This window comes from Streptomyces sp. CB01580 (assembly GCF_001905795.1).
Taxonomy (GTDB): domain Bacteria; phylum Actinomycetota; class Actinomycetes; order Streptomycetales; family Streptomycetaceae; genus Streptomyces.
Map to the genome: position 1 here is coordinate 161023 of NZ_LIXJ01000014.1, position 20243 is coordinate 181265.

20 protein-coding genes are annotated in these 20243 nt (G+C 70.9%); 5 read left to right on the forward strand and 15 right to left on the reverse strand.

What is annotated here, in order from left to right; translation table 11 throughout:
* Positions 1-148: 148 nt before the first annotated feature.
* Entirely contained in the window at positions 149-655 is a 507-nt protein-coding gene (locus AMK22_RS21160; RefSeq protein ID WP_073787214.1) for a hypothetical protein, read from the reverse strand.
* Between the two features lie 784 nt (positions 656-1439).
* Here AMK22_RS21160 and AMK22_RS21165 point away from each other — a divergent pair.
* A complete protein-coding gene (locus AMK22_RS21165; RefSeq protein WP_073787216.1) occupies positions 1440-1796 on the forward strand; it encodes a hypothetical protein in 357 nt (118 codons plus the stop codon).
* Positions 1797-1834: 38 nt separating this feature from the next.
* Complete coding sequence (locus AMK22_RS21170) at positions 1835-2389, forward strand: hypothetical protein (RefSeq protein WP_073787218.1); 555 nt, start codon at positions 1835-1837, stop codon at positions 2387-2389.
* Positions 2390-2398: 9 nt separating this feature from the next.
* Here the strand turns inward: AMK22_RS21170 and hemB are convergent, their stop codons facing one another.
* From hemB to AMK22_RS21200, 6 genes are all read right to left on the reverse strand, one after another.
* A complete protein-coding gene (hemB, locus tag AMK22_RS21175; RefSeq protein WP_199883279.1) occupies positions 2399-3397 on the reverse strand; it encodes a porphobilinogen synthase in 999 nt (332 codons plus the stop codon).
* A gap of 225 nt (positions 3398-3622) precedes the next feature.
* The gene (locus tag AMK22_RS21180; protein ID WP_073787222.1) at positions 3623-5296 is read right to left on the reverse strand and encodes a uroporphyrinogen-III synthase; all 1674 of its coding nucleotides are present in this window, start codon (positions 5294-5296) and stop codon (positions 3623-3625) included.
* Positions 5293-6279 (reverse strand): hydroxymethylbilane synthase, encoded by a 987-nt coding sequence (hemC, locus tag AMK22_RS21185; protein WP_073787224.1) that lies wholly within the window; start codon positions 6277-6279, stop codon positions 5293-5295. Before hemC ends, AMK22_RS21180 begins: the two co-directional genes overlap by 4 nt.
* Entirely contained in the window at positions 6276-7679 is a 1404-nt protein-coding gene (locus tag AMK22_RS21190) for a glutamyl-tRNA reductase (RefSeq protein ID WP_073787226.1), read from the reverse strand. The genes hemC and AMK22_RS21190 overlap by 4 nt, the downstream gene beginning before the upstream one ends.
* Complete coding sequence (locus AMK22_RS21195) at positions 7676-8494, reverse strand: redox-sensing transcriptional repressor Rex (RefSeq protein ID WP_073787228.1); 819 nt, start codon at positions 8492-8494, stop codon at positions 7676-7678. The genes AMK22_RS21190 and AMK22_RS21195 overlap by 4 nt, the downstream gene beginning before the upstream one ends.
* A gap of 272 nt (positions 8495-8766) precedes the next feature.
* Positions 8767-9042 (reverse strand): glutaredoxin family protein, encoded by a 276-nt coding sequence (locus AMK22_RS21200; protein ID WP_073787230.1) that lies wholly within the window; start codon positions 9040-9042, stop codon positions 8767-8769.
* A gap of 216 nt (positions 9043-9258) precedes the next feature.
* Between AMK22_RS21200 and AMK22_RS21205 the strand changes: the two genes are divergently transcribed.
* From AMK22_RS21205 to AMK22_RS21215, 3 genes are all read left to right on the forward strand, one after another.
* Positions 9259-10380: an HAD family hydrolase gene (locus AMK22_RS21205; protein ID WP_073787232.1), complete on the forward strand. Its 1122-nt coding sequence runs from the start codon at positions 9259-9261 to the stop codon at positions 10378-10380.
* Between the two features lie 393 nt (positions 10381-10773).
* Positions 10774-11550, forward strand: coding sequence for an ECF subfamily RNA polymerase sigma factor, BldN family (locus AMK22_RS21210; protein ID WP_073787234.1), 777 nt, complete (start codon positions 10774-10776; stop codon positions 11548-11550).
* Positions 11551-11946: 396 nt separating this feature from the next.
* Positions 11947-13140 carry a DUF5667 domain-containing protein gene (locus AMK22_RS21215; protein ID WP_073787236.1) on the forward strand — a complete coding sequence of 398 codons (1194 nt, stop codon included), beginning with the start codon at positions 11947-11949 and terminating at the stop codon, positions 13138-13140.
* A gap of 128 nt (positions 13141-13268) precedes the next feature.
* Here AMK22_RS21215 and AMK22_RS21220 read toward each other — a convergent pair whose 3' ends face one another.
* The 8 genes from AMK22_RS21220 to AMK22_RS21255 all read right to left on the reverse strand — a co-directional run bounded on the left by AMK22_RS21220 (position 13269) and on the right by AMK22_RS21255 (position 20203).
* Positions 13269-14300, reverse strand: a complete 1032-nt coding sequence (locus AMK22_RS21220; RefSeq protein ID WP_073787238.1) for a lysophospholipid acyltransferase family protein — start codon at positions 14298-14300, stop codon at positions 13269-13271.
* A 40-nt stretch (positions 14301-14340) separates the two neighbouring features.
* Positions 14341-15441: an NAD-dependent epimerase/dehydratase family protein gene (locus AMK22_RS21225; RefSeq protein ID WP_073787240.1), complete on the reverse strand. Its 1101-nt coding sequence runs from the start codon at positions 15439-15441 to the stop codon at positions 14341-14343.
* Between the two features lie 183 nt (positions 15442-15624).
* Positions 15625-15723: a 30S ribosomal protein bS22 gene (locus tag AMK22_RS21230; RefSeq protein WP_003948845.1), complete on the reverse strand. Its 99-nt coding sequence runs from the start codon at positions 15721-15723 to the stop codon at positions 15625-15627.
* Positions 15724-15874: 151 nt separating this feature from the next.
* A complete protein-coding gene (locus tag AMK22_RS21235) occupies positions 15875-16087 on the reverse strand; it encodes a helix-turn-helix domain-containing protein (protein ID WP_014046653.1) in 213 nt (70 codons plus the stop codon).
* Positions 16088-16215: 128 nt separating this feature from the next.
* Complete coding sequence (locus AMK22_RS21240) at positions 16216-17031, reverse strand: phosphatase (RefSeq protein WP_073787242.1); 816 nt, start codon at positions 17029-17031, stop codon at positions 16216-16218.
* Between the two features lie 126 nt (positions 17032-17157).
* Entirely contained in the window at positions 17158-18330 is a 1173-nt protein-coding gene (locus AMK22_RS21245; protein WP_073787244.1) for an acetoin utilization protein AcuC, read from the reverse strand.
* The gene (locus AMK22_RS21250) at positions 18299-19504 is read right to left on the reverse strand and encodes an MFS transporter (protein WP_199883284.1); all 1206 of its coding nucleotides are present in this window, start codon (positions 19502-19504) and stop codon (positions 18299-18301) included. Before AMK22_RS21250 ends, AMK22_RS21245 begins: the two co-directional genes overlap by 32 nt.
* A gap of 54 nt (positions 19505-19558) precedes the next feature.
* Complete coding sequence (locus AMK22_RS21255; protein ID WP_073787246.1) at positions 19559-20203, reverse strand: HAD family hydrolase; 645 nt, start codon at positions 20201-20203, stop codon at positions 19559-19561.
* Positions 20204-20243: the final 40 nt, after the last annotated feature.

The following is a 20243-nucleotide window of genomic DNA, read 5'->3' on the forward strand; positions in this document are numbered from 1 at the left end:
GGTCGGGCTCCACGGTCAAGCTGCGGAATCCGGCGCTCTGCGCCGAGGCGGCGGCGTGTTCCCGACTGTGGCCAGACCAATGGCCGTGACCAGCTCACCGCCAGTCACAGCCATTGATCTTCTTGGGAGTTGCCGACCGCACCCCTGACTAGCAGTAGGTGTCGTAGCTGGTCCGGTACGCGAGCGAGTACGCGTCCCTGTACTCCTCCGTCGCCTTCGCCGGAGCGTACGAGTGGCGATAGTCGCACTTGTCGGTGAGACCGTCGCGCTTGCCGTCCCTCGCGCCCTTGGCCTGACCCTCGGCGGCGTCGTTGACCCCCGGAGGCGGCGTGGTGGGCGCCTCATCGCTGCAGTAGGTGTCGTAGTTGGTCCGGTACGCGAGCGAGTACGCGTCCCTGTACTCCTCCGTCGCCTTCGCCGGAGCGTACGAGTGGCGATAGTCGCACTTGTCGGTGAGACCGTCGCGCTTGCCGTCCGTCGCGCCCTTGGCCTGGCCCTCGGAGGCATCGTCCATGGAAAAACGCTCGATGTCGGAGGCTGTCGTTGCCGAGGTGTCCGTGGTGGCGGCCGCGGCCTGCGACATCGCCGCCGGCGAGAGGGCCACGGCTGCTGCGACGAGGGGGCTCGCCAGAGCGATGATGTGCTTTGCACGCATAGCTATCCCCTTTCTCGAGGTCAATACGCGTGGATGGCGCCTTGGACCTGGCCGGACGCAGATGCATGCGTCGCGAGCCAGGGAATGGATTCTGCACTGGGTGTTGTGCGCTGGGCACCATGAGAGGGCCGGTGGATTCCGGCTTCCGAACGCCAATTGCGCTGCATGCCTGCAACTGCGCAGCTTTGACGCCTTCTACTCGAAGGTAGCGAGCCAGGTCCCATATGTCCACCTATGCGGCAATATGCCCAGGATCCGTTGGGGCCGGGGCATGGACGGCCCGCACTGCGACGAGTGTGGGCCGACCAAGGATCTCACGTTCGATGGCACAGCAATCGACCCGATGCCACCGGGGCAGTAGGAGGCATCCGCGCAGGTCAGCATGGATGGCTCTGGCTGCGCGAGCCAGTCCGTGGGGAAGCTGCCAAGGGAGCGCCGACGGCAACTTCCCCGGCCGCACCCCGGCCCGAGAGCCGCTCACCGGATGGCTTCTTGCCGCCCCACTCCCGCCACAGGGGCAACAAAAGAAAGAAATCGCCCTCAGGTTTCCGGCATTCGATTCGGGCGAGAAAAACCTCACCGAATTTCGCGTTTCGCTTCTTCTTCGCCTTCCCGCGCGGGGTTGTCGCCCGGCGGATACGGACCTGACGCGGGGGGCGCGGCGGACCCCGGCCCGCACTCCCCGGCCCGCGCTTTCTGCCTGCGCATCCCGTCCGTTCCCCCGGCGCCGCGCTGAGTACGCGCACTCATGTACCCCACGAGGAAGCCGCGTTGACTCGTACGCATGACCGAGAATCTCATGGACGACATCACCGCGCCCCGCCCGCCGCGCACCTGGATCGCCTCGCTGCTCTCCACGGTCGTGACGCTTCCGCTGGCGTGCGTGGCACTGATGTACGCCGGGTTCTCGCCCATGGCCTGCGACCCCTGCAACGGAGCCGAGGCCCACCGGTTCGACGCGAGCTTCAAGCCTGCGTGGACGGTGTTCACCTGCGGTCTGGTGCTGGCTCTGATCACCCTGGTGGCGAGTTGGGTCCTCTGGCGGCGCAGGCCGCCCGCCGGTCTCGCCCTCGCAGTCGCCGCCCCCGGTGTCGTGCTCCTCGCGACGCTGGTGTTCACGGCCATGGTCGACTGGCCCTGACCAAGACGGATTCCCGAAGCCCGGAAGGACCCCGCCCCATGCCGCAGCCCGCGAGCGATCTCCACCGCCTCGTCGAGGAGTTCCGCGCCCTGCCCGCGGACGACGACCGCCGACGGGCGATCGTCGCAGAACTGGGCACCGACGACACCGCCGTCCAGGCCGCGCCCTTCCTCGCATCCGTCGTCGCCGACCCGCACGAGTACGACCTGGCCCGGGTGGAGGCCGCCACGATCCTGCGCCTGTGGTCCCCGTCCGATCCCGTCACCGCCCGGACGGTCGCCCGGGCCCTGCTGGCCGCGCTCGACGACCTGGACGAGGACCTGGTCCGCCAGTACGCGGCTCACGCGCTCGGCTCCTACGCCGACGACCCGGCCGTGCACAAGACCCTGGCCGCCGCCGTGCTGGACAGCGGCACAGGCGACGACGGCGAAGACGTCCTGGTCCGCCACAACGCCCTCGCCGCCCTCGAAGAGGCGGGCCCGAGCGACGCCCGCGCCGACGTGCTGCGCGCCCTCGCCGAGGACCCCGAGCTCGGCAGAGCCGCGACCCGCGTCCTCACCGGCTGGAACGCGGGGCCCGGGGGCCCCGCGTAGACAGCGGGATCAGCGACCGCCCAGCCGCTGCGCGACCTCCGTCGCCCAGTACGTCAGGATCATCTGGGCACCGGCCCTGCGGATGCCGGTCAGGCTCTCCAGGATCGCCGCGTCCCGGTCGATCCAGCCCTTCTCGGCGGCGGCCTCGATCATCGCGTACTCGCCGCTGATCTGGTACGCGGCGACCGGCACGTCCACCGCGTCGGCGACCTTCGCGAGGATGTCGAGGTACGGACCGGCCGGCTTGACCATGACCATGTCGGCGCCCTCTTCGAGGTCGAGCGCCAGCTCGCGCAGGGACTCGCGGGCGTTCGCCGGGTCCTGCTGGTACGTCTTGCGGTCGCCCTTCAGCGACGAGCCGACCGCCTCGCGGAACGGCCCGTAGAACGCCGAGGAGTACTTCGCGGTGTACGCGAGGATCGACACGTCCTCGTGGCCCGTCCGGTCCAGCGCGTCCCGGATCACCCCGACCTGGCCGTCCATCATGCCGCTGGGGCCGACCACGTGGGCGCCCGCGTCGGCCTGGACCTGGGCCATCTCCGCGTACCGCTCCAGCGTCGCGTCGTTGTCGACCCGGCCGTCGGCGGTCAGCACACCGCAGTGACCGTGGTCGGTGTACTCGTCCAGGCACAGGTCCGACATGACGACGAGGTCGTCACCGACCTCCTCGCGCACCGCCCGCAGACCGGCCTGGAGGATGCCGTTCGGGTCGGTGCCCGCCGTGCCCCGGGCGTCCTTCTTCTCGTCCGCCGGAACGCCGAAGAGCATGATCCCGGAGACGCCCGCCGACACCGCCTCGGCGGCGGCCTTCCGCAGCGTGTCCAGGGTGTGCTGGTACACCCCCGGCATGGCCGAGATCGGGACGGGCGCGTCGACGCCCTCGCGTACGAACGCGGGCAGGATCAGGTCCGCCGCGTCGAGCCGTGTCTCGGCGACCATGCGCCGCATCGCCGGGGTCGTCCGCAGCCGCCGGGGGCGGGAGCCGGGGAAGTTTCCGTACACAGTCATGCTTCGAGACTAGACCCGTACACATCACCGGTTTACCGACACCTGTACCGGAAAAACCGGTGGCGTCGCCGCCGGGCGGAGCGCCCCGGAAACGCCGCGAACGCAGGGAACGGCGACGGGCGGCCCGGCCGCCGAAGCAGCCGGACCGCCCGGTCCGTGCACCTGCCGCGCCATCGCGAGAGGCGTTCTCGTACGTGTCGGCGCGAAAGCGGGTACTCGTACGCGTCAGGTCGTCGTCGAACGGCGCCGCCGCGCCCCCGGACGCCGCTCGCTCGGCCGCGTCACCGGGTCACCGGCCTCCTTCGCCGCCTCCCGGCGCCGCGCGCCGAACTCGGCGAGGGCCTCGGCCAGCTTGTGCACCGAGGGTTCCGGCGACAGCACGTCGACGCGGAGCCCGTGCTCCTCCGCGGTCTTCGCCGTCGCCGGGCCGATGCACGCGATGACCGTGACGTTGTGCGGCTTGCCCGCGATGCCGACGAGGTTCCGGACGGTCGACGACGAGGTGAACAGGACCGCGTCGAACCCGCCGCCCTTGATCGCCTCACGTGTCTCGGCCGGCGGCGGCGAGGCACGGACCGTGCGGTACGCGGTGACGTCGTCGACCTCCCAGCCCAGCTCGATGAGGCCCGCCACCAGCGTCTCGGTGGCGATGTCGGCGCGCGGCAGGAAGACCCGGTCGATCGGATCGAAGACGGGGTCGTACGGCGGCCAGTCCTCCAGCAGACCCGCGGCGGACTGCTCACCGGAGGGCATCAGGTCCGGCTTCACACCGAAATCGACGAGCGCGGCGGCGGTCTGCTCGCCGACGGCCGCGACCTTGATCCCGGCGAAGGCACGGGCGTCGAGCCCGTACTCCTCGAACTTCTCCCGGACGGCCTTCACGGCGTTGACGCTGGTGAAGGCGATCCACTCGTACCGGCCCGTGACCAGGCCCTTGACCGCGCGCTCCATCTGCTGCGGGGTGCGCGGCGGCTCGACGGCGATCGTCGGGACCTCGTGCGGCACGGCACCGTACGAACGAAGCTGGTCGGAGAGCGACGCCGCCTGCTCCCTGGTCCGCGGGACGAGCACCTTCCAGCCGAACAGCGGCTTGGACTCGAACCACGCGAGCTGGTCGCGCTGGGCGGCGGAGCTGCGCTCACCGACCACGGCTATGACGGGGCGATGCCCCTCCGGCGACGGCAACACCTTCGCCTGCTTCAGAACCTGCGCGATCGTGCCGAGGGTCGCCGTCCAGGTGCGCTGGCGGGTCGTCGTACCGGCCACGGTCACGGTCAGCGGGGTGTCGGGCTTGCGGCCCGCCGCGACCAGCTCACCGGCGGCCGCGGCCACCGAGTCGAGCGTCGTCGAGATGACGGCCGTGGCGTCGCTCGCGCCGACCTCGCCCCAGCAGCGGTCCGAGGCGGTACGGGCGTCCACGAACCGGACGTCCGCGCCCTGCGCGTCCCGAAGCGGCACACCGGCGTACGCGGGCACACCCACGACCTCGGCGATGCCCGGCACGACCTCGAAGGGGATACCGGCGGCGGCGCAGGCCAGCATCTCGGCACCGGCGTCCGCGTCCAGCCCCGGGTCTCCCGGGACCGCACGGACCACCCGCTTGCCGCCCTTCGCTGCCTCCATGACAAGATTGACCGCATCCCTGAGAACGGGGACACCGGCGGCGGTTGACTGTGCGTCAATGACCGTCAGCTCGGGTGTGCTCACGCCTGCCCGTGCATGGCAGCGAACGACACCGAGAACGTCCGGCTCGGCGACAAGAACGTCCGCGCTCGCAAGCGCCTCGACGGCGCGCAGGGTCAGCAGTCCCGGATCGCCGGGACCAGCACCCAGGAAGGTGACGTGCCCGTGGGCGGACACGGCCGGAAAGTCGGATGCGGCGGGGCCGGTGGGGCTCAAAGTGCTCGCTCCCCGATAAGACCGGCCGCACCCTTGGCGAGCATCTCGGCCGCGAGCTCGCGACCGAGGGCCGCCGCGTCGTCCTGCGACGTGGGAACGGGACCGGTGGTGGACATCTGCACCAGCGAGGAACCGTCGGTGGAACCGACGACACCGCGCAGGCGCAGTTCGTTGACAGCCTGTCCGTCGGCCTGGAGGTCCGCCAGCGCACCCACGGGTGCGGAGCAGCCGGCCTCCAGGGCGGCGAGCAGGGCACGCTCGGCGGTCACGGCGGCCCGGGTGTACGGGTCGTCGAGCTCTCCGAGCGCGGCGACGAGGTCGGCGCTGCCGGCAGCGCACTCGATCGCCAGTGCTCCCTGGCCGGGAGCGGGCAGAAGGGTGTCGGGCGACAGGAAGTCGGTCGCCTCACCGGTCCGGCCGAGGCGGCTGAGCCCGGCCGCGGCGAGTACCACCGCGTCCAGCTCCCCGCTTCGTACAAATCCGATACGCGTGTCGACGTTGCCCCGGATCGGCACCGTCTCGATGTCGAGGCCGTGGCTGCGGGCGTACGCGTTGAGCTGCGCCATGCGGCGCGGCGAGCCGGTGCCGATGCGGGCACCGGACGGCAGCTGCCCGAGGGTCAGCCCGTCCCGCGCCACCAGTACGTCGCGCGGGTCCTCGCGCACCGGTACGGCGGCCAGGACGAGGCCCTCGTGCGGGGTGGTCGGCAGGTCCTTGAGCGAGTGGACGGCGAAGTCCACGTCGCCGCGCAGCAGCGCCTCGCGCAGCGCGGCGACGAACACGCCGGTGCCGCCGATCTGCGAGAGGTGCTCGCGGGAGACGTCGCCGTACGTGGTGACCTCGACGAGCTCGACGGCCCGCCCGGTCACCTCGCTGACCGCGTCGGCGACCAGGCCGGACTGCGCCATGGCGAGCTTGCTGCGCCGGGTGCCCAGCCTCAGCGGCTTGGCGGCATCCGTGCCCAGGGGTGAGTTGTCGGTCATGACCGCCCTCGATTCGGGTCGTTCAGGTCTGCCCGGGAGACGGCGGCGACCGTCTGCGGGTCGAGGTCGAAGAGTTCTCGGAGCGCGTCGGCGTACCCGGCGCCGCCGGGCTCGCTGGCGAGCTGCTTGACCCGCACGGTGGGCGCGTGCAGGAGCTTGTCGACGACGCGGCGCACGGTCTGCGTGATCTCGGCGCGCTGCTTCGTGTCCAGACCGGGGAGGCGCCCGTCGAGCCGGGCGATCTCGCCCGCGACCACGTCGGCGGCCATCGCGCGCAGCGCGACGACGGTCGGGGTGATGTGGGCGGCCCGCTGGGCGGCACCGAAAGCGGCCACCTCGTCGGCGACGATGGTGCGCACCTGGTCCACGTCGGAGGCCATCGGGGCGTCCGCGGACGCCTCGGCGAGCGACTCGATGTCGACGAGGCGCACCCCGTCGAGGTGGCCGGCGGCGCCGTCGATGTCGCGCGGCATGGCGAGGTCGAGCAGGGCGAGGCGGACGGGGCCGTCGTTCCCGGCGGGCGCGGTCTTCCCGGCGGACGCCGCGCGGACCGGCTCGTGGGGCAGGCCGAGCGCCCCGGCGACGACCTCGGCGGTCAGCACCAGGCCCGTCGCACCGGTGCACGAGACGACGATGTCGGCACGTGTCAGTTCGCCGGGGACCGCGGCCATCTCCACGGCGCGGGCGGCCACTCCGGTGCCGCCGGGCTGGCCCAGGATCTCGACGAGCCGCTCGGCACGGGCCCGGGTCCGGTTGGCGACGGCGATCTCGGCGACACCGGCACGGGCCAGGGTGGCGGCGGCCAGCGAGGACATCGATCCGGCGCCGATCACCAGGGCGCGCTTGCCCCGGGCCCACTCGGCGACGTCCTCGCCCGCCGCGAGCTGTTCGAGACCGAAGGTGACGAGCGACTGCCCGGCCCGGTCGATCCCGGTCTCGCTGTGGGCGCGCTTGCCGACCCGCAGCGCCTGCTGGAACAGGTCGTTCAGCAGCCGTCCCGCGGTGTGGAGCTGCTGGCCCCGTGCCAGCGCGTCCTTGATCTGTCCGAGGATCTGGCCCTCGCCGACGACCATCGAGTCCAGCCCGCACGCCACCGAGAAGAGGTGGTGGACGGCCCGGTCCTCGTAGTGCACATAGAGATACGGAGTGAGCTCGTCCAGACCCACGCCGCTGTGCTGGGCGAGGAGGGTGGACAGCTCGGCGACGCCCGCGTGGAACTTGTCCACGTCGGCGTACAGCTCGATGCGGTTGCAGGTGGCCAGCGCGGCGGCCTCGGCCGCGGGCTCGGCGGCGAGCGCGTCCTGGAGGAGCTTGGCCTGCGTCCCACCCGCCAGCGAGGCCCGCTCCAGTACGGAGACGGGGGCGCTGCGGTGGCTCAGCCCTACGACGAGAAGACTCATGCCGGCATCACGGCGGGCATGTCCCCGTCAGGTCCCTTACGGCCTTCGGCGACCGGACGCACCGGCGCCTCCTCCGCGTCCGGCACGGCCGGCACGGACACGTCCTGGGCGACCCCGGCGGTGCTCTGGCCGACTCCGGCCTCGCCGGTGTCCTCGACCGACTTGCGCTGCTCGTGGAAGGCGAGGATCTGGAGCTCGATGGAGAGGTCCACCTTGCGGACGTCGACGCCGTCGGGCACGGAGAGCACCGTCGGCGCGAAGTTCAGGATGGAGGTGACGCCCGCGGCGACGAGCCGGTCGCAGACCTGCTGGGCGGCACCGGCCGGGGTCGAGATGACACCGATCGACACCCCGTTGTCCCGGACGATCGTCTCCAGGTCGTCGGCGTGCTGCACGGGAATCCCGGCGACCGGCGTCCCGGCCATCGCGGGATCGGCGTCGATCAGGGCGGCGACCCGGAAACCGCGGGAGGCGAAACCGCCGTAGTTGGCGAGCGCCGCGCCGAGGTTACCGATACCGACGATCACGACCGGCCAGTCCTGGGTCAGCCCGAGCTCGCGGGAGATCTGGTAGACGAGATACTCGACGTCGTACCCGACCCCGCGCGTCCCGTAGGAGCCGAGGTAGCTGAAATCCTTGCGCAGCTTGGCGGAGTTGACCCCCGCCGCCGCGGCGAGTTCCTCGGACGAGACCGTGGGCACCGAGCGCTCGGAGAGCGCGGTCAACGCGCGCAGATACAGCGGAAGCCGGGCGACGGTGGCCTCGGGAATCCCTCGGCTACGGGTCGCCGGTCGGTGAGTTCGGCCAGTTGCCACGGTGCTCCTGCGGTATGAGCGGGGCTGCAGGCGGCCGTATTTCGCATGACCGCCCCGTCGAATGCAGGCTATGTCTTTGTGAACGTGTGCACAAAGATTGTGTCCGTTTTGTCCGGTCAACGTGACCGGGGTCACGCGCTTTCGTCGCGTAATCCCGGAACCGGGGACCGCGTCAAACCGTTGCAGACCCGAAGGGGGCAAAGCGGCACACACTCCTCACTACCACTCCCCCGAGACCACTCAAAACGCCCATGATGGTAACCGGGTTTCACTCACGAGCCCAGCGCGTCGCGCAGCCTCCCCGGGTCCACCCGCCAGAACGTGTGCTGCTCGCCGTCGATCAGGACGACCGGGATCTGCTCCCAGTACGCACGGTGCAGCGCCTCGTCCTGCGTGATGTCCTTCTCCTCCCAGGAAGCGCCGGTCTGCGCGCACACCTCCCGCACCACCTCCCTCGCGTCGTCGCAGAGGTGACACCCCGGCTTGCCCACGAGGGTCACCGTCCGGTCGGCGGGGTTCTTCTTCGTACGTCGGAACATGGCGCTCATGCCCTCATTCTGCGCCGCACCACGACGCGCTCCCGCCCGGCATGCCGTCCGGCGCCCTCTCCCTGTCCCGCCCGCGAGACCTCCGGAGCGCCGACCACACCCCCTCCCGGCTCCTTCACCTCTTCGTCCCTCCTTCGACAAAGCAACGACCAAGAGTTCACGGCGCGGCATCCCGGCAGGTCGGGAAGGGCCCGAGCACATGGCTATGCTCACGACATGGCCGCTCTTGGATGGCTCACACCCCGTAGACGCCCCGCGACAGCACGGAGCGTGCTGGCAGGCGAGGCCGCAGCCGAGGCTGCGCGGAAGTCCGCCCTGCGCAGCGAACACCCCGTCGCCGGTGACGACCGGCCCTCCGCAACCGCCGCCCGCGAAGCCGCCGAGGCCCCCGAAGCCGCGGAGGTTCCCGAGGCCCGGGAAACCGGCCGCACGAAGACGGCGAAACCCACGAAGAACGCGAAGGCCACCGAGCCGAAGAAGGACGCGGAGAGGGACAAGGGGAAGGAAAAGGAGAAAGGGGCGGGCAAGGAGAAGAAGTCCGAGGAACCCCCCTTCCCCGTCGCCGGTGACGACCGGGCCGCCGCCTTCTTCGACCTGGACAACACCGTCATGCAGGGCGCGGCCCTGTTCCACTTCGGCCGCGGCCTGTACAAGCGCAAGTTCTTCCAGCGCCGCGAACTGACCCGCTTCGCCTGGCAGCAGACATGGTTCAGGCTGGCCGGCGTCGAGGACCCGGACCACATGCAGGACGCCCGCGACAGCGCCCTGTCCATCGTCAAGGGCCACCGCGTCTCCGAGCTGATGGCGATCGGCGAGGAGATCTACGACGAATACATGGCCGACCGCATCTGGCCCGGCACCCGCGCCCTCGCCCAGGCCCATCTGGACGCCGGCCAACGGGTCTGGCTGGTCACCGCCGCCCCCGTCGAGACGGCCACGATCATCGCCCGCCGCCTCGGCCTGACCGGCGCGCTCGGCACGGTCGCCGAGTCCGTCGACGGCGTCTACACCGGCCGCCTGGTAGGCGAACCGCTGCACGGACCCGCGAAGGCCGAGGCGGTCCGCGCCCTGGCCGCCGCCGAGGGCCTCGACCTCGACCGCTGCGCCGCGTACAGCGACTCGCACAACGACATCCCGATGCTGTCCCTGGTCGGCCACCCGTACGCGATCAATCCCGACGCCAAGCTCCGCAAGTACGCCCGCGCCCACGACTGGCGGCTGCGGGACTACCGGACGGGCCGCAAGGCGGCCAGGGTCGGCATCCCCGCCGCGGCCGGGGTCGGCGCCCTCGCGGGCGGCACGGCCGCCGCCGTCGCGCTGCACCGTCGCCGCCGCTGACACACCGACACGCCCGGTCGGCCGCACAGCCGTTCGTCACTCGTCGAGCCGACACCGCCCGTCGGGCGGCGCCCGGCCGCGCCCGGACACGGCACGATCGGAACTCCCTACCCACCGGCTGCCTCGGCCAGACGACACGCCCCCACTCGGCCACAACCGGTTCCCCCCGCAGACAAATCACGAAGTAATCCGATCAATAACCGGTCACGATGTGCTACTTGATACGTCGATTAGTCGCTACAGAAGCGACGTAATCGATGATTTGAGCAACTGGGTGTAGCACTGTCTGTACGAAGCGTTATTCTCCTCAGACGCATTCCGGAACCCCTGACTCACTACGACGAGTGAGGGTTTCGCACTGCACGTGATGGAAGCTCTGCCTCTGGGAGTCCCGTGTACCCACACGTCGGGGTTGACGCCTCGGGCCTGGCTACGCTGCGCGCATCGGTCGCCAACCGCTTGCGCGGCTTCGTCCCCACCGCGTACGCCGTACCCGCATTCGCCACCCCTGCGCCAGTCGGCCCCTGCTACGCCATGGCCGAACGCGGTGCGGCGGTCGGAAGACGCGGCAGCCGCGGCGCAACAACCACGTCCACCGTCCGCCGTCCCACCGCCGACAGCGACAGCGCGCGCATGATGGAGCTCGTCGAGCGCGCGCAGGCCGGCGAGGCCGAAGCCTTCGGCCGCCTCTACGACCAGTACAGCGACACCGTCTACCGCTACATCTACTACCGCGTGGGCGGCAAGGCCACGGCGGAGGACCTCACCAGTGAGACCTTCCTGCGCGCCCTGCGCCGCATCTCGACGTTCACCTGGCAGGGCCGCGACTTCGGCGCGTGGCTGGTCACGATCGCCCGCAACCTCGTCGCCGACCACTTCAAGTCCAGCCGCTTCCGCCTGGAGGTGACCACCGGCGAGATGCTCGACGCGAACGAGGTCGAGCGCAGCCCGGAGGACTCCGTCCTGGAATCCCTCTCCAACGCCGCACTGCTCCAGGCCGTACGGCGGCTCAACCCTCAACAGCAGGAGTGCGTGACCCTGCGCTTCCTCCAGGGCCTCTCGGTCGCCGAGACCGCCCGTGTCATGGGGAAGAACGAGGGCGCGATCAAGACCCTGCAGTATCGCGCCGTCCGCACCCTGGCCCGGCTCCTGCCGGACGACGCCCGCTGACCCCCCTCCCGAAGCCCGCCGTCCGACCACCCGGGCCCGACCGAGCCGTCCCACCGCACCACAACGGCCCCGCCGTCCCGCACGAAGCCTCCCGGTCACGCCCCCGATCAACGACTCGCCCCACCCGGCCGGTCCCGGCCCGATCAGCCCCTCGTCCGGCCGCGCGCCCGGCTCGGCCGACCCGCCGACGTCACGCCAGGCGATGCCCTCCTCACACAAAGTCCGGTCACTCTTCTTGCGTAACCCAAGTGCCGCGCCCCTCGTTGTGTCGGTTGCAGGCCCCCTGTCGTCACCCATGTCCGCCGACACTCACTCATTCGTGTGAAAGCGCTCAAGGTGTACAACCTTCCTGACACCCAGGGGAGTCGACCGTCATGACGAGAGGAGGTGCCGCCAGTGATCGCAAACGTTTCGGCGCACCGGCGGGCGAACGCCTTCGCCCAGGCCCTGGAGGAGCAGCCGCCCCGCGACGAGGCGGCCGCACAGCCCGAGGAAGCGGCCGAACAGGCCGACCACGGGCCGCTGTTGGCCCTGGCGAACGGCCTCGGTGAGCTACCGCGGCCGGAATTGGATCCCGAAGTCAAAGTGGTGCAGCGAGCCCAGCTCGTCGCCGCCATGGAGGCCATGTTCGCCGAGGGCGGCGCGTCCGCGGGCCCTACGGTGCCCGAGCAGCGCACGAAGGGTGCCCATCGGGCCTCCGCGCTCCGGAAACTGCGCCCGCGTTCGCGCTGGTCGAAGGGGCTCGCGGCCGGCGGGCTCACCGTCGGTGTCGCGGCGGGGGCCTTCGGCGGAGTGGCCGCTGCCAGTTCCGACGCCCTGCCGGGTGATTCGCTGTACGGGCTCAAGCGCGGCATGGAGGACATCCATCTCGGGCTGACCAGCGGCGACACCGACCGCGGCGAGGTCTACCTCGACCAGGCGTCGACCCGGCTGAGCGAAGCCCGCCGTCTGATGGAGCGCGCCCGTTCCGGCGACCTCGACCACGAACAGCTCGGTGAGATCCGACGCACGCTCAACGGCATGACGCACGACGCCACCGAGGGCCACCGCCTGCTCCGCTCGGCCTATCAACGGGACGGCGCCATCGGCCCGATCCAGACCCTGGATTCCTTCTCCCGCTCGCACCGCGGGAGCTGGAGCAGCCTGCGCGACCGGCTGCCACTGCAGCTGACCGATGTCGGCAACCAGGTCAGCTCGGTGTTCGACGCCATAGACGAGGAAGTCGGGCCACTGCAGTCGCTGCTGCCCCGCGGCCCGGACCGGAGCGACGACGCGAAGCGGTCCGACACCAGGGAACGGGACACGGCCCCGTCCCGTACGGACGGGACCACGCCCTCCGCGCCGGACGTCCCCCACGCCCGAACGAGCGACGGCGCCACGCCACGCCCGTCCGACGGTTCCGGCAGCGCCACCTCCGAGGGCCTGCTCTCCGGTGGCACGGACGGACTGTTCGGCACCCAGCCCCCGCGCACCGACCCGTCCATCGGCGGCCGGATCAGCCCGCCGCCGGCCCCGGACGTGACGCTGCCCCCGCTCCTTCCCGGGCTGCTCCCGGGCCTGGGCATCGACAGCGAGCACGTGGACGAGTGACCCGTCCCTCACCCCTCGATCGCCGGCCGTTCCGAGCCGGTCCGGAGATCGAGGGGTGAGCCGCCGAAAAGACCCTTCGACAGGATCCGGCGAAGGCAACCTGTCGAAGGACCGGGCGGGAGAGCCCGTCAGAAGAACACCGACCTCCGCTGCACCAGCAGCCTGTACAGGGTGTGCTGGATCTGCTCGCGCACCTGATCGGTCAGGTTGAACATCAGCATCGGATCGTCCGCCGCCTCCATCGGATACCCGCTCGTGGAGATCGGTTTTCCGAACTGGATCGTCCACTTCGTCGGCAGCGGCACCGCTCCCAGCGGGCCCAGCCAGGGGAACGTCGGCGTGATCGGGAAGTACGGGAAGCCGAGCAGCCGGGCCAGCGTCCGGGAGTTGCCGATCATCGGATAGATCTCCTCCGCGCCCACGATCGAGCACGGAATGATCGGCACCCCCGCCCGCAACGCCGTGGAGACGAAACCGCCCCGGCCGAAGCGCTGAAGCTTGTACCGCTCGCCGAACGGCTTGCCGATGCCCTTGAAACCTTCCGGCATCACCCCGACGATCTCGCCCCGGCCCAGCAGCCGCTCCGCGTCCTCCGTGCACGCCAGCGTGTGACCGGCCTTGCGGGCCAGCTCGCTCACCACGGGCAGCACGAAGACGAGATCGGCGGCGAGCAGCCGCAGATGCCGCCCCGCCGGGTGGTTGTCGTGCACGGCCACCTGGAGCATCAGCGCGTCGAGCGGCAGCGTGCCGGAGTGGTTGGACACGATGAGCGCGCCCCCGTCCGACGGGATGTTCTCGATGCCCCGCACCTCGACGCGGAAGTACTTCTCGTACAACGGCCGCAGCATCGACATGAGGACCTGGTCGGTCAGCTCCTCGTCGTACCCGAACTCGTCGACCTCGTACTCGCCGGTGACCCGCCGCCGCAGGAACGCGAGCCCGGCGGCGACCTGCCGCTCCCAGCCGTCTCCGGGCTCCGGAGCCTGCCCGGATCCGTCGGGCTCCTCCCTCGGCGACTCGGCGTCCTGCTGCCCCGGAAGGGCACTGACGGCCGCGGTGCCGACCCCGGGGCCCGCGGTGGACCTGCGCCGCGCGGAGCGCGGCGGGCCGCCCGCCCGCGAACGGTCGTCGTCGAACGGAATGACCTTGGCGTCCGCCATCGTCGATGCGCTCCTCTGTTGCCTGCCGGTACCGGGGGTTCTACTGCCTGCCGGCGCCGGGGGCCGGGGATGTGCCGTCGGCCCCGGTGATCCGCGACGCTCCGCCCGCCGCCCCGATGAACGGTGCGGCGGCCAGCCTGTCGACCGCTCGTCCCACCACCTCCGGCGGCAGCAGACCGGGGCCCTGACCGCGCGCGAACTCCGCGAACGTCTCCGCGGTGGTGAACGCCGGGTGGAACCCCAGGGTCTCCCGCATCTGGACAGTCGACACCACCCGCCCGTGGGTCAGCAGCCGGATCTGCTCCGGCGAGAAGTCCGTCATGCCGGCCCGGCGCAGCGCCTGGCCGACCCAGGTGACAGCGGGCAGCAGCAGCGGCATCGTCGGCCGTCCGAGCCGCCGCGCGCACTGCGAGAGCAGCAGCACCCCGTCCCCGGCGATGTTGAAGGTACCGCTGTTCAACGTCCCGCGCCTCGGCTCGCGCGAGGCGATGCCCAGGACGTCGAGGACATCGTCCTCGTGCACGAACTGAAGTCTCGGGTCGTACCCGAACACCGTCGGCAGGACGGGCAGCGACAGATAGTCGGCGAGCGGCGAATCCGCCTCCGGCCCGAGGATGTTCGCGAACCTGAGCACGCACACGGCGACGTCCGGCCGACGGCGCGCGAAGCCCCGTACGTACCCCTCGACCTCCACCACGTCCTTCGCGAACCCGCCGCTGGGCAGCGACTTGGGCGGGGTCGTCTCGCCGAAGACGGCCGGATCGCGGGGCGCGGAACCGTACACGTTCGTACTGGACTTGACCACCAGCCGCCGCACGCGCGGGGCCTTCTGGCAGGCCCCCAGCAGCTGCATCGTGCCGATGACGTTGATCTCCTTGACCGCGGTCCGGCCTCCCGTACCGGCCGACTTCGCGGAGACGTCCAGATGGACGACCGTGTCGACCGCGTGCTCCGCGAGCACCCTCGCGATGGTGGGCCGACGGATGTCCGCCACCACGAACCGGGCGTCGCCCAGCGAGTGCCCGGGCGCGACGGCATCGACGGCGATCACCCGGTCCACCTCCGGGTCACCCTGGATGCGCCGCACGAAACGGCCGCCCAGCTGCCGGGCCGCTCCCGTGACCAGCACGACCTTCCCCAAGATCAGCGCCTTCCGTCGAAAGGTTCTACCTGGCCGTCACGGTAGCGGGTGGACGTCGCCCCGCGACGACCTCGCGGCGGGCTTCCTCCGACTCTTGGCCCGAATGCGGGTACCTCTCCACAACGCGCCGCAGCCCTCCCGCCATTTCGGCGGGAGGGCTGCGGAATCACGAACCGCGTTCGCTTACTTCTTGTTGCGACGCTGAACGCGCGTGCGCTTGAGCAGCTTGCGGTGCTTCTTCTTGGCCATCCGCTTACGCCGCTTCTTGATAACAGAGCCCACGACTACCCTCGCTCACTTCTCGGAACATCCCCACGCCAGCGGGGATCGGTGCGGGGCGTCTGGGCCCACACGACCTACGTCGGCCTAGCCTACCCGCCACCGCGTGAGGGACGTAATCCGAGGCGAATATCAGGTGGACTCCGCCCCGGTATCAGGCGGATTCCACCCCCACGAAGGACTCGCGGAGATACTCGTGAACCGCTTGCTCCGGAACCCGGAAGGACCTGCCCACCCGGATTGCCGGCAGATGACCGCTGTGCACCAAACGGTACACGGTCATCTTCGACACCCTCATGACCGAGGCGACTTCCGCCACGGTCAGAAACTTGACCTCGTTGAGAGGCCTTTCGCTGCCAGCAGCCATGACCCACCTGTACCTTCCGCACGAGACGCGCACCGGCTTCCCCTCCGGTGACTCTTCGTCGTTGTGCGCTCACTCCCCAGATTAGGGGCGGGTGATGCGAGTGGGGAAGAGGAGAGGTGACCGGCCGCCTACTGTGACAGACACGCCCGATTGAGTACATAGCGAGTGAGCGGCAGGTAGGAGGCGGACCCTACGGCGTCGTCGAGCGGCACGGCGACCGACACCCGCCCCTCGGCCTCCCCGACGAACAGCGCGGGGTCGTCCGTGTCAGCCAGCCCGATCGCCTCGATGCCCAGCTGACCTGCTCCGCAGACCCATCCGTGGTCCCCCACGACCAGCCCGGGAAGCCGCCCACTGCCCACCGCCGCCGCCTCCAGGGCGACCCGCACCGGCAGCGGCGAGTGGGTGTGTGCGCCGGTGTCGTCGCCGGGACTCCGTGCGCCCGGCTCGCGCACCATCGCGACCCCTCGTACGTAATCGAGGCGGCACGTACGTACGCCGAACCGGGTCGTTATGTCGATACATCGCCCCTGCGCAGGGGTGAGGACGGGACATCCCGCCGCCGACACGGCGTCTGCCAGCGCTGCGTAGAAACCGAGCAGCCGATGCGGGTGCCCGGTCCCGAACAACACCGGCGACCGTCGCGACGCGGCCTCCGACAGCCGCCCGGCGAACGCCTCCAGCCCTGCCAGGGTCCGCTCGGGATCGATCACGTCGGGGCCCGAGACGAAGGCCGGGTCGTCACAGACCCCGCACTTGTCGGCCATCAGACGAAGAAGCTCGGGCTCGCCCCAGTCCCCCTCGGGAGCGAGGCCGAGCGTCATGCGCGGATCACGGGCCGCGAAGAGCCGATAGCTCCGCAGGCTCGCCTCCCGCGTCGTGGCCACGGGACCGGCCAGCCGGGCCCTCAGCAGATGCGCACGCAGCGCTCCGGTGCTCAACACCCCGCCGATGCTTCCCCCAACCACCCGAACGGAGGGCCAAAAGCCGGGTGATGCCCCACGGTCGGCGTAACGGACCTCGACGCGTACGAGAGAACTCCCGTGTCCACGACACGGAACGACGGGGTCTCAGGCCAGCAGCCCCCGCAGCGGGAACGCCGCCCGCCGGGTCGCCAGCACCGCCTGGTCGAGCCGGTCCGCGGGGTCGTACCCCTCCTCCCACGGCTTCCAGGACGGAGCGCGCCCGTCCGTCATCCGGGCGGGCCCCAACCGCCGTGTCCGCGCGTAGACCTCGTCCCGCCACGAGGACGGGATCACCGACTCGGGATCCACCGGCGTGTGCGCGGCGATCCCCACCAGATGCGCCCAGGACCGCGGCACCACGTCGACCACCTCGTACCCGCCACCGCCGAGCGCGATCCAGCGCCCGCCCTCCGCATGGGCGTGGGCGAGGTCGTGACAGGCCGTCATCACGGCGCGCTGAGCGTCCAACGACACCGCGAAGTGGGCGAGCGGGTCCTCGAAGTGCGTGTCGGCCCCGTGCTGCGTGACCAGGACCTGCGGCCGGAAGTCCGCCAGCAGTTCCGGCACCACCGCGTGGAACGCCCGCAGCCACCCCGCGTCGCCCGTGCCGGCGGGCAGCGCCACGTTCACCGCGCTGCCCTCGCCCGCCCCGACGCCGGTCTCCTGAGGCCAGCCGGTCTGAGGGAAGAGGGTGCGGGGGTGCTCGTGCAGCGACACGGTCAGGACCCTCGGATCCTCCCCGAACGCCGCCTGCACCCCGTCGCCGTGGTGCACGTCGACGTCGACGTACGCGATCCGCTCGGCGCCCAGTTCCAGCATCCGCGCGATGGCGAGCGCCGCGTCGTTGTAGACGCAGAACCCGGCCGCACCGCCCGGCATGGCGTGGTGCAGCCCGCCGGTGAAGTTCACCGCGTGCGCGGTGTCGCCGCGCCACACCGCCTCGGCCGCGGCCACCGACTGCCCGGCGATCAGCGCCGACGCCTCGTGCATCCCCCGGAACGCGGGGTCGTCGACCGTCCCGAGTCCATAGCGCTGATCGGCCCGCTCCGGATCGGCGGAGGCCGCGCGCACGGCCGCCACGTAGTCCTCACGGTGCACCAGGCGCAGGGTCGAGTCCCCGGCGGGCCTGCCCGCCACCACGTCCACGGCGCGGTCGAGTCCCAACGCCCGCACCAGCCCCATCGTCAGGGCGAGTCGCACGGGGTCCATCGGGTGGCCTTCCCCGAAGTCGTATCCCGTGACTGCGTCATCCCACATCAGCTGTGTGCGGCCGCTCATGCCCGCCACCGTATCGGGCGGGCGGCGCGTCGAACGACTTGGCGTACGCGAGCGTCGCGAGCACCAGCACCATCGGCACCAGCATCGCCCCGCGGTAGCTCCACGCGTCCCCCAGCACCCCCACGAGCGGCGAACCGATCAGGAAGCCCACATAGTTGAAGACGTTGAGCCGAGCGATGGCCGTGTCGCTCGCGCCGGGGAACATCCGCCCGGCGGCGACGAACGTCTGCGGCATGACCACGCACAGCCCGAACCCCAGCATCGTGAACCCGAGCATCCCGACCCACGCCCCGCCGGCAGCCGAGACCACGGCGAACCCGGCGGCCGCCAGCACGCTCCCGAACCGCACCACGGCCACGGCCCCGAACCGCCGCACCCCGAAGTCCCCGACGGTCCTCCCCAGCAGCGTCGTCACCATGTAGACGTTGTACGGGACGGTCGACAGCTGCTCCGAACTCCCCAGCACGTCATGGAGGTACTTCGCGCTCCAGTTGGAGACCGTCGAGTCCCCGATGTACGCGAAGCTCATGACGAGACAGAGCGGCATCAGCAGCTTGAAGGAGACCGAGGCAGTGTCCTTGGCCCCTTCCTCCCCCGGTCCCTCGGCCGCCGCCCTGCCCTCGGCATACCACCGGCTGCCGACGAACGCGGCGGGCAGCAGCACGACGACGGCCGGGAGGTACGACATCAGCAGCGAGAGGTCCCAGTGCGCCCCGGCCCACGCCATCGACGCCCCGGCGATCCCGCCCAGGCTGTACGCGGCGTGGAACCCGAGCATGATGGAACGCCTGTACGCCCGCTGAAGGCTCACCCCGATCATGTTCATGGAGGCGTCGAGCGCCCCGACGGCGAGCCCGAACGCCCCGAGCGCGAGCGCCGCTTCCCACAGCGCGTCACCGGCTCCGGCGGCGACCAGCGCGAGCATCACCACGGGCTGCGCCCACCTGAGTACGACGCCCGGCCGCACCCGCGCGACCACCTTCTCGGTGATCACGCTGCCCACACCGGCGAGAATCGGCACCGCGGCCAGAAACGCCGGCAGCAGTCCATCGGATATCCCGTACCGGTCCTGGATCGCGGGTATCCGTGTCACGAGCAGAGCGAACGTCACTCCCTGCGCGAAGAAGCTCAGCGTGAGGGAGGCCCTGCCGTTCCGCAGGCGCGCATCTGTCATGGCCACAGTCATGGCGGCGAGCGTAGGGCCAGTTTCTACCCGTGGGTAGAGAGATCACGCGAGCATTTCCCGCAGTTGGCTCATGTCGGAGAAGAGGCCCGTCACCCCGGTGAGCCGGTCCGCCGGCATCATCGACGTGAACCCGTACACGTCCATCCCCGCGGCCTTCGCCGCCTGCACACCGAGCGGGCTGTCCTCGATGACGACGCACCGCTCGGGGGCGACGCCCATCCGTTCTGCGGCATACAGGAACAGGTCCGGCGCCGGCTTGCCGCGCCCGACGTCGTCCACGCTGAAGATCCATTCTTCTTCGAACCACTGGTCCAGCCCGGTCTTGAGGTGCCCGACCCGGATCCGCTCATGGCTCCCGGACGACGCCACGCAGTAGGCCACCCCGTCGGCGACGAGCCCCGCCAGCACGTCCTCGACGCCCGGCACCGGCACCAACTCCTGGCGGAACGCCGCGAAAACGCGCGAGTGAAACGTCTCGTCGAAGTCGTCGGGCAGCTTCCCGCCCGTTCTTTCCTCGACGAGATCGTGCACGCGGTGCACGGCGGCCCCCATGTAGTCCCGGAGGCTTTCCTGGTACGAGGTGGGGTGGCCGAGTTCGGTGAGGTACTCGGCCAGGATCGTGTTGGAGATCGGCTCGCTGTCCACGAGCACCCCGTCGTTGTCGAAGATGACCAGTTCGTAGCGCATGGTCCGAGACTAGACGCTCTGAACGCGAGAAAGCCCCGCA